This window comes from Collinsella sp. Sow4_D11 (assembly GCF_052116465.1).
Lineage (GTDB): Bacteria > Actinomycetota > Coriobacteriia > Coriobacteriales > Coriobacteriaceae > Collinsella.
The window spans coordinates 100,192-108,385 of the sequence record NZ_JBQKLA010000007.1 but is presented as its reverse complement, the minus strand read 5'-3'; the positions used below and the strand labels follow the sequence as shown (position 1 = coordinate 108,385).

General features: G+C 63.3%; 9 protein-coding genes and 1 pseudogene. 2 read left to right on the top strand and 8 right to left on the bottom strand.

What is annotated here, in order from left to right; genetic code table 11:
* From ACTQ40_RS04910 to ACTQ40_RS04890, 5 genes are all read right to left on the bottom strand, one after another.
* Nucleotides 1-249, bottom strand: a 249-nt coding sequence (locus tag ACTQ40_RS04910; protein ID WP_441563479.1) for a helix-turn-helix transcriptional regulator, incomplete at its 3' end; no start/stop codon positions are given.
* Between the two features lie 146 nt (nucleotides 250-395).
* The gene (locus ACTQ40_RS04905) at nucleotides 396-749 is read right to left on the bottom strand and encodes a hypothetical protein (protein WP_427727584.1); all 354 of its coding nucleotides are present in this window, start codon (nucleotides 747-749) and stop codon (nucleotides 396-398) included.
* Nucleotides 750-849: 100 nt separating this feature from the next.
* Nucleotides 850-1,470: a helix-turn-helix domain-containing protein gene (locus ACTQ40_RS04900; RefSeq protein ID WP_427727582.1), complete on the bottom strand. Its 621-nt coding sequence runs from the start codon at nucleotides 1,468-1,470 to the stop codon at nucleotides 850-852.
* A gap of 346 nt (nucleotides 1,471-1,816) precedes the next feature.
* Nucleotides 1,817-2,008 carry an Arc family DNA binding domain-containing protein gene (locus ACTQ40_RS04895; RefSeq protein ID WP_117734980.1) on the bottom strand — a complete coding sequence of 64 codons (192 nt, stop codon included), beginning with the start codon at nucleotides 2,006-2,008 and terminating at the stop codon, nucleotides 1,817-1,819.
* A 64-nt stretch (nucleotides 2,009-2,072) separates the two neighbouring features.
* The gene (locus tag ACTQ40_RS04890; protein ID WP_117734981.1) at nucleotides 2,073-3,092 is read right to left on the bottom strand and encodes an SPFH domain-containing protein; all 1,020 of its coding nucleotides are present in this window, start codon (nucleotides 3,090-3,092) and stop codon (nucleotides 2,073-2,075) included.
* Nucleotides 3,093-3,480: 388 nt separating this feature from the next.
* Here ACTQ40_RS04890 and ACTQ40_RS04885 point away from each other — a divergent pair, with 388 nt between their 5' ends.
* On the top strand, nucleotides 3,481-4,731 hold the full coding sequence (locus tag ACTQ40_RS04885) for an MFS transporter (protein ID WP_427719692.1): 1,251 nt from the start codon (nucleotides 3,481-3,483) through the stop codon (nucleotides 4,729-4,731).
* 455 nt (nucleotides 4,732-5,186) lie between these two features.
* Here ACTQ40_RS04885 and ACTQ40_RS04880 read toward each other — a convergent pair whose 3' ends face one another.
* The 3 genes and pseudogenes from ACTQ40_RS04880 to trpS all read right to left on the bottom strand — a co-directional run bounded on the left by ACTQ40_RS04880 (nucleotide 5,187) and on the right by trpS (nucleotide 7,452).
* Nucleotides 5,187-5,519, bottom strand: coding sequence for an MGMT family protein (locus ACTQ40_RS04880; protein ID WP_217750461.1), 333 nt, complete (start codon nucleotides 5,517-5,519; stop codon nucleotides 5,187-5,189).
* A 51-nt stretch (nucleotides 5,520-5,570) separates the two neighbouring features.
* Complete coding sequence (locus tag ACTQ40_RS04875) at nucleotides 5,571-6,401, bottom strand: HAD-IIB family hydrolase (protein ID WP_427719690.1); 831 nt, start codon at nucleotides 6,399-6,401, stop codon at nucleotides 5,571-5,573.
* A gap of 1 nt (nucleotide 6,402) precedes the next feature.
* Nucleotides 6,403-7,452 (bottom strand): annotated as a pseudogene (gene trpS / locus ACTQ40_RS04870) (tryptophan--tRNA ligase).
* A 298-nt stretch (nucleotides 7,453-7,750) separates the two neighbouring features.
* Here trpS and ACTQ40_RS04865 point away from each other — a divergent pair.
* Entirely contained in the window at nucleotides 7,751-8,140 is a 390-nt protein-coding gene (locus ACTQ40_RS04865) for a hypothetical protein (protein WP_441048626.1), read from the top strand.
* Nucleotides 8,141-8,194 lie beyond the last annotated feature (54 nt).

Here is an 8,194-nt window from a genome sequence, read left to right as displayed (position 1 = left end):
CCGCGTTCCCATGCGCTTGCGATCTCTTTCGACTGCCTCTTCCATAACGGTCACGTCTCCCTTCACGAGCGTGTCTATGGAGGTGTCGAATAGGATGCTCAGCATGAGCAGACTCTGGACGTCCGGATACGTCTTGTCCCGCTCCCAGTTGCTGATCGTCTGACGCGACACGTAGAGTTTCTCGGCGAGTTGTTCTTGGGAGAGCCCCATCGCCTCGCGCCGCGTCTTGATCTGGTTGCTGATGTCCATCGTCACCTCCCGGTCGTGAAGGAGCGTCCCGCGAACACGCCGGGTGCGCTATCGAATCTGTTGTACATCATATGCGGCAAGGCTTGCCGGGCGCTGCAAAAACTGTTTTGCACGGGGTTTACCTGCATGACTGTTGCTGCGATGGCTTAGCGATGTTGTCGAGCAGTCATCCAAGTGCGCAGGCCCATGGCGGCGTAGCCGATTGCGGTATAGGCAACCCCATGGAACGCAAGGTCCCGGCTGCCCTCGACCGCGAGGGGAAACAGGAGCGCGGATCCGATTCCGAGCGCCGCGGGTATCCAGAAGAGCGTCCTCGCGGAGTTCGCGGCGAGCAGGCCGAGGGCGATCGCAGTTACGGGGAGCACGAGGTAGATCAGCGTCATCATGGCGATCATGCCGGCATCGGATGGGACGACCCTCACCAGGAGGACGGGGATTGCCCAGCAGGCGCCAACGATTGCGATCAATGCGATGAGGGACGCGCGTACGGTGACGTTCATGGGGCACCTCCTAACGGGAATCGCCCCCATTCTGGCATACATCTTCAGAATGGGGGCTAAGGGGGATACCATTTCGGGGAACGGGTGCGTACCCGCGCTTTTAACTCAGCATCTTGGCGAGCATGCCGATGCCGACGCCCACCAGTCCGCCGGCGATGGCGCCGATGATGATCTGCACCGCGTTGCGCGTGCCCTTGACCCAAGGGTTCATCTCGCGCTCACGGCGCCCCTCGAGCGTGTCGCGATCGACCTGCTCGCCGCGGCTAAACGCCAACACCTCGCGGTACGTGACGAGGTCGTGCTGCTTCTTCATGCGTTCCATATACACGAACGCCACGAGCATCACGACGAGCGCCACGGCGGCAAACGCCGCGGTGGGCGCGATGTGCATGCCCCAGCCCCATTCGAACTGGAACGCCGCCCACGCGCTCAGCACCAAAAACACGACCGCGCTCACGACCGTGATTGTGGAGAGGGCGTTGTACTTCTTGACCGCTTTGTTCATTACCTGTGCCATGGTTTCCACATCTCCTTTGATGAGGGAGTCCACGGTCACCCCGAACACGTTGGAAAGCAGCAGCAGGCTCTGGACATCCGGATACGTACGGCCGCATTCCCAGTTGCTGATGGTCTGGCGCGACACGTAGATGCGCTCCGCCAGATCGTCTTGGGACAGTCCGAGCTCCGTGCGATGCTCCTTGATGTGCGAGCCCAGCTCCATGCGTTTGCTCCCTAGAGGGTCGGGGTGACCCCTGTCGAGAGCCACCATGTCATTGACGCGAGCATCGTACCATCAAAGGTCTTTATATTTGACCCCCACGGGGCAAAATCGAGCTGTCAAAAGGCTTTATATACGACATCTAGCTGGGAAAAGAACGGTCCCCAAAGGCGGATGCCTCCGGGGACCGGTTGGTGCGTATAGAGGGGGCGAGCTTGCTTTGGGTTGGTGTTGGCCCCGCCGCTCGGCTCGACTTTGGAGCGGCGGGGCTCAGCTCTGCCTCGGCGCTGGCGAGGCAGAGCGCGGCTTTGCCCCGACGTCGGCAGCGGCCGAGCCCTGTCTTCCCGGCTTAGCCCTCTTCGCCTTTGGGCGTGCCCTTGAACGAGGGCTCTTTCTTTGGCAGCCTTCCCGCGCGTTTGAGGGCGTCTCGCAAGATCCATTCCACCTGACCGTTGGCGCTGCGCATCTCATCGTCCGCCCAGCGTTGGACGGCCTCCCAGATAGCGGGGTCTATACGAAGTGGATACTGCTTGCGTGCCATGACGTGCCTTCTTGTCGAATGTGCAATTTTGCACCCGTCCCCAAATTACTCATTGGTGTTGGGGTTAGTACAGCGAGCCTGCGTTGAGCACCGGGTGCGCCTCGGATTCACCGCAGAGCACCACCATGAGGTTGCTGGCCATCTGCGCCTTGCGCTCGTCGTCGAGCTCGATGGTGCCGCCGGCAGCCATCTCCTTCACGGCCATGTCGACCATGGAGACCGCGCCCTCGACGATCTTCTTGCGTGCGGCGATGACGGCCTCGGCCTGCTGGCGGCGCAGCATCGCCTGGGCGATCTCGGGGGAGTAGGCGAGGTGCGTGAGACGTGCATCGTCGACCTCGACGCCGGCGGGCGCCAGGCGCATCGCGAGCTCGCGGCGCAGGGCTTCGGAGACCTCTTCCACATTGGCGCGCAGCGTGATGGCGCCGGCGGCATCGGACTCGTCCTCCAGGTGGTCGTAGGCGTACACGCTCGCCACGTGGCGCAGCGCCGTCTCGGCCTGCATGGCGACATAGCTCTGGTAGTCGTCGACGTCGAAGAGCGCCTTGGCGGTATCGGCGACGTGCCACACCACGACGGTTGCGATCTCGATGGGGTTGCCCATTTTGTCGTTGACCTTCAGGCGCTCGCCATTCAGGGTGCGCACGCGGGTGGAGATGGTGGTGGGGTTGCCCTTGGCGGCCTTCTGCGCCGCGGCCTTGGCGGCCTTGGAATCGCTCATCTCGAGCTCGATCATCTCGCCGATCCCGGCCGATCCGCCCATGCTCTTGCTAAAGAACGGGTTGGCCCAGAAGAAGCCCTCGTCGCGGACGGTGCCCACGTACTTGCCGAACAGGATGCACACGCGCGCCTGGCCGGGCTGCAGCGAGAAGAATCCGTTGAGTGGGATGAACCACAGGCAAAACGCGAGGATGCTGAGGCCGAGCCCCCATCCGTAGACTGCGGGCGCGTCGACGCCGTCGGGCGTGCTCGCGAGCCCGATGGTGCTCCAGATAAAGAGGCCGATGATGGCGATGAGCGCCACCGCCACGGCGACGAGCATGCCGTAGCCCGACTTGGCCTTGAGTTGCTTTTCCACGCTCATTGTGAGTTCCTTTCACGACTGCGCCGGCGTTTGCGTGACGTCCCCGGCGCCGCGCTCCAGATTGCGATGGGGAGGAGGCGAGTCCCCGAGCAGTCCGTGCGACTGCTGATTGCATTGTGATATCACATTGAGACCAAGTCAAGGAGAATCGGATGCCGTCTCTCATGGCATAAGTGGTTCGGGGCGCCCGGCATCTACGCTCCGTAGAGGTCTTCCTGTTGCATCTTGGCTCGCAAGTCCCTATAATAGCTCCACTCACGGCTGAAGGTTTACCTCTAGATTTGGAAAGGGGAGCTGCACCATGCTTGCTTCCATTTGGCTCTAGCCACGGTCGCGTGAGCGACCGGTACTTCGCTGCATACCACCGATCGCATCAAAGGATTATTCCATGACACAACCGAACCCCTGCGCTTCTTGGAAGCGCTCGCTCGCCATCGTCTGGATCGGCGAGTTCTTCTCCGTGCTCACGAGCTCCATTCTGCAGATGGGTCTCATCTGGCACGTCACCCTCACCACCGGCTCCGCGAGCGCCCTGTCGTTCGTGAGCCTGGCGGCCTTCTTGCCCATGGCGCTCCTCGGCGCCTTCGCGGGCACCATCGTGGACCGCACGTCCATCAAGCGTCTCATGATCGGCGCCGATCTCTTCATCGCGGCCGTGAGCCTCACGCTTGTCTTCGGCTCGCTTCGGGGCGACCTTTCTGTCGCCGTTGTGGCGGCGGTGCTGTTCGTCCGTGCGCTGGGCAGCACGCTCCATACGCCCGCCTTCAACGCGCTCACACCGCTCATCGCCCCGCCCGAGGTGCTCGGCAAGCTGGCGGGCATGCTGCAGTTCATGCAGTCGGGTAGCTATATCATCGGCAACGCCATCGCCGCGGCGGTCTACCCGGCGTTTGGTCTGACTTTCATGATCGCGCTCGATGTCGCCGGGGCGGTGCTCGCGAGCATCGCGGTGGCGACCTCCGGCATCAAGACGCCGGCGCCCGAGCGCCATACGCCCGAGGAGAACGCCGAGGCGTCGCACCGCGCGGTGCGGGCCTTCCTATTGGAGACGGCCAACGGGTACCGCGAGCTCAAACGCCATCACGGTCTGTTCGCCATGCTCTGGATCGGCTTCGCCTTCTCGGTCCTGTTCTCGCCCATATCCGCGCTGTTCCCGCTCATGGTGTTCGACCATTTTGGGGGCACCACTACGCAGTCGGCTATCGCGGAGATCGCGTTCTCGGTCGGCATGATCGCGGCGAGCGGCTGGATCGGGGCGACGGGTGGCCTTAAGAACCGCGCTCTTTCGTGCACGCTGGCCATCGGCCTCATCGGAGCCGCCGCGCTCGCGGGCGGCCTCGTGCCCCCTTCCGCGCTCGTTGTGTTTCTGGGGCTTACGTTCGCGATGGGGGTCTCGAGTCCGCTGTACAGCGCGCCGCAGATGGCGCTCATGCAGGAGCGCGTCGATCCCGAGTGCATGGGCCGCGTCTTCGGTCTGTACGGAGCGGTCTGCAGCTGGGCTATGCCCGTGGGGCTCGTCGCATCGACCTTGTTCGCGGACGCCATCGGCGTAAGCGCGTGCTTCGTGCTCATCGGTGCTGCAATGGTGATCCTAGCAGGCATCACCTGGGCGATCCCGAGCATCCGCAAGATTGGGTAGCGCTCTGGCGGAGTGCGTTTCGTTTCGGACGGCTCGTAGGGTCGCTGCGACGTGAAGGGTGGTCGACGGTGCGCCTGCGAGGGCGCCGTCGACCACCCTTTTGTTTAATTCGTCTGGCCCGGCGCCGATCATCATCTGTTCGCCGGGCGATTGCGATGCCGCCGCTTGCCGATACGCGGCTCCTTACGTTGTGCGCATCCCATCGTTCTGGCAGCGTTTCCTGCAGTTAATCTCCAGAGCCCTAGGCGGTGGCCCCTATGAGTAATCTGCTCGAATCCATTCTGCGCGTCGGAATGACTGTGTTCGTCTTCGGCCCGCTGGTTGCGTGGGTCGCTCGCCGCGGTGCGCGGGAGCGCCGCGAGGCGACAGACGTCTTCGAGTGCTTCACGGTGCGCATGACCGCGGGTGGTATGGGCACTGCCTGGGACCGGGCCTGCCTGCCGCTCCTCGCGTCCCTACATCACGCCCGCAGGCCAGCGGTACCGGGTGAGGTCGACTCGGCCGTCGTCGAGAAATTCGACACCCTCGGCTTCGAGCAGCTCACGTTGCGCCTCAGGTCCGCCAAAGGCGAAGCCCGCAGCGAGGCGGCCGTCGGCAAACACGATGCGATGGCAGGGGATGACGCCCGGTTGAGGGTTGACGTGCAGGGCATATCCCACGTAACGGGCTCGCCTGGGCTCGCCGACGAGCTTGGCGATCTGCCCGTAGGTGGCGACCATGCCCGCGGGAACCTGTGCGACCATCTCGTAGACGCTCCCGAAGAAGCCCTCGCGGTTCCTATCAGCCATCACAAACCTTTCAGTGCGCGGGTATCGGCGCGCCCGCGAGCAGCGGACGCGCTACGCCTCCAAATACCTCTCGACAAGCTCCTCAAACGCGCCGTCCATGCCCGTGGTCTCGAGCGCGCCGTCGCAGTGGGGGCGCACGTCGTCGGTGACGTTCGCCACGCCCACGCCGAGTCCGGCGGCCTGGATCATGGAGAGGTCGTTGGCGGAGTCACCCACCGCGATGACCTCGCTCATGGGGATACCGAGCATCTCGGCCAGGCGCATCAGGCCGACTCCCTTGTTCACGCCTGCGGGCATGAACTCGAGGTAGCGCTTCGAGGAGAACGTGATCTCGACGCCAAGGCGCTGCGCCAGGGGCTCAAGATCGCCCCCGAGCTTCTGCAGCGCGTCAAAGTTCCTGTTCACAAACAGGATCTTCACGATGTCGCGCCCATCCAGGAAGGACAGGTCGGGGTGGTCTGCGCTCGAGATATGCGTCACGCCGCTGATCGAGGTGAGGTACGCACGCTCGTCGTCGTCCGCATCGGGCACGAAGACGTGTCCGTCGGCGACGTTGATGTGCATGCTAAGCCCCAGCTCAAGGCCCTTTTGATAGAGCTGCTCGGCACAGTCGCGCGAGAGTCCGCAGGTGGTGAGCGGGCAGGGGTCGCCCACGCGGTTGATAAACCCGCCGTTGTACGACAGAACGTATCCGCCTTCGAGCAGCGACGCATCGACGGCCGCGAAATTGTGCATGATGGACGAGTACCAGCGCCCGCTTGAGGGGACGAACAGAACCCCCAGCTCCTTCATGCGCTTGAGCGCGCGGATGTTCGCCTCGGGGATGGCGTGATTGGAGTCGAGAAAGGTCTCGTCCATATCGCTTGCAACAAGGCGGTACATGCTAGTACACCATGCCCATGGCCTCGCGCACCTCGGCGAGCGTGGCCTCGGCGACCTCGTTAGCGCGGCGGTTGCCCTCGTGCAGGACGTCCTTGACGTAGTCCATATCCTGCACGAGCTCCTCGCGGCGCGCGCGGATGGGGGCGAAGTGCTCGTTCACGCTCTCGGTGACGTACTTCTTGAGCGCGCCTGCGCCGCCCATGCCGATCTCCTCGGCGATCTCGACCTCGGAGCGGCCGGTGCAGATGGCGGCGGTGGAGAGCAGGCCGGACACACCGGGACGGGCTTCGGGGTCGAACGTGATCATGCGCTCGCCGTCGGTCTGGCTCTTCTTGATGCGCTTGGCCGTCTCCTCGGCGGTCATGGAGATGTTGATGGCGTTGCCGTAGGACTTGCTCATCTTGCGCCCGTCAAGGCCGGGCAGCAGCGGCGTATCGGACAGCAGCGCGTCGACCTCGGGGAACACCTTGCCGTAGCGGTTGTTGAACTTGCGTGCGATGGTGCGGGTGAGCTCGATGTGCGGCAGCTGGTCGCGCCCGACCGGCACCACGTTGCCCTTGCAGAACAAGATGTCGCACGCCTGGTGCACGGGGTAGGTGAGCAAAAGGCCGGTGAGCTCATGGCCGCTGGCCTCCATCTCGGCCTTGACGATGGGGTTGCGCTGCAGCAGGGCCTCGGAGACGAGCGACAAGAACGGCAGCATGAGCTGGTTTGCCGCGGGCACGGCGGAGTGCGTGTAGATCATCGTCTTGTCGGGGTCCAGGCCGCAGGCCAGGTAGTCGATGACCATGTTGTAGACGTTGTCCTAGATGTTGTCGGTGCTGTCGCGGTCGGTGATGACCTGGTAGTCGGCGATGAGCACGTTGGTGTGGACGCCCATGTCCTGCAGCTCGACACGGCTCTTGAGCGTGCCGAAGTAGTGGCCGAGGTGCAGGCGGCCGGTGGGGCGGTCGCCGGTGAGCATGGTGTACTTCTCGGGGTGCTGCGGCAGGTCGGCGCGGATCTGGTTGCTGCGCTCGAGGCTGACCTCATAGCTGAGCTCGTTGGGCATGCTGTCTCCTTTTGGGTTGAGTGCCTGGCCGGCATTGTCGGTCTTGGTTGAAGATGAAGCTACCAGAGAAACGGCGTCTCTTGCCGGAATCAACGATGGTTTTCGCCGTGTCGTCCCGCAGGGTCGTTTCCCTTCTTGGGAAGGAGCCCCTCGATATGCTCGAGCCGCTCCTCATGGGCCGCGTGCGCCGCGCGCTCCTCGGCGGCGAAAGCGGGGTCTTCGGGCGTGACGGTCTCATCTCGCTGTCGACTCCGGTACCACCGCGACGGCGCTCCTGAGCCTGCTCGTCGACAAGCCGGTGACTATCTACACCACCAACGGCTATGCATGTCGGTTTACGGGCGAGCTTGCTGCTAAGGTGGTGGTAATTGGCGGCGACTTCAACCCCGTTACCTGCTCGCTCACCGGTCCTATGGTTGAGAGCGCGCTGCGCGAGCTGTACTTTGACCGGGCGTTTATAGGTGTCAATGCGGTGGACGAGGACCGCGGCATCATGACGCCAGGTTATCCCGAGGCTATCAAAAAACGTATCGTGATGCAGAATTCCCAAGCGAGTTGCGTACTCGCCGATAGCTCCAAGTTCCACGTGTTTTCAAATGTAAAGGTGTGCGACCTGGAGGGCTTTACTGTTATTTCCGACAGGCGCGACTCCAAAATCGGCGAACGCGTCAAAATGATCACGGCCTAGGACACTGGGGCATCGCATCTTGCCCTCAAGCCGTTGCCCACGTAACGAAGCGTG

Coding starts and splice junctions, on each gene's coding strand:
- ACTQ40_RS04905 (WP_427727584.1), bottom strand. CDS start 749: ATGAACGTCACCGTACGCGCGTCCCTCATCGCATTGATCGCAATCGTT.
- ACTQ40_RS04900 (WP_427727582.1), bottom strand. CDS start 1,470: ATGGAGCTGGGCTCGCACATCAAGGAGCATCGCACGGAGCTCGGACTG.
- ACTQ40_RS04895 (WP_117734980.1), bottom strand. CDS start 2,008: ATGGCACGCAAGCAGTATCCACTTCGTATAGACCCCGCTATCTGGGAG.
- ACTQ40_RS04890 (WP_117734981.1), bottom strand. CDS start 3,092: ATGAGCGTGGAAAAGCAACTCAAGGCCAAGTCGGGCTACGGCATGCTC.
- ACTQ40_RS04885 (WP_427719692.1), top strand. CDS start 3,481: ATGACACAACCGAACCCCTGCGCTTCTTGGAAGCGCTCGCTCGCCATC.
- ACTQ40_RS04880 (WP_217750461.1), bottom strand. CDS start 5,519: ATGGCTGATAGGAACCGCGAGGGCTTCTTCGGGAGCGTCTACGAGATG.
- ACTQ40_RS04875 (WP_427719690.1), bottom strand. CDS start 6,401: ATGTACCGCCTTGTTGCAAGCGATATGGACGAGACCTTTCTCGACTCC.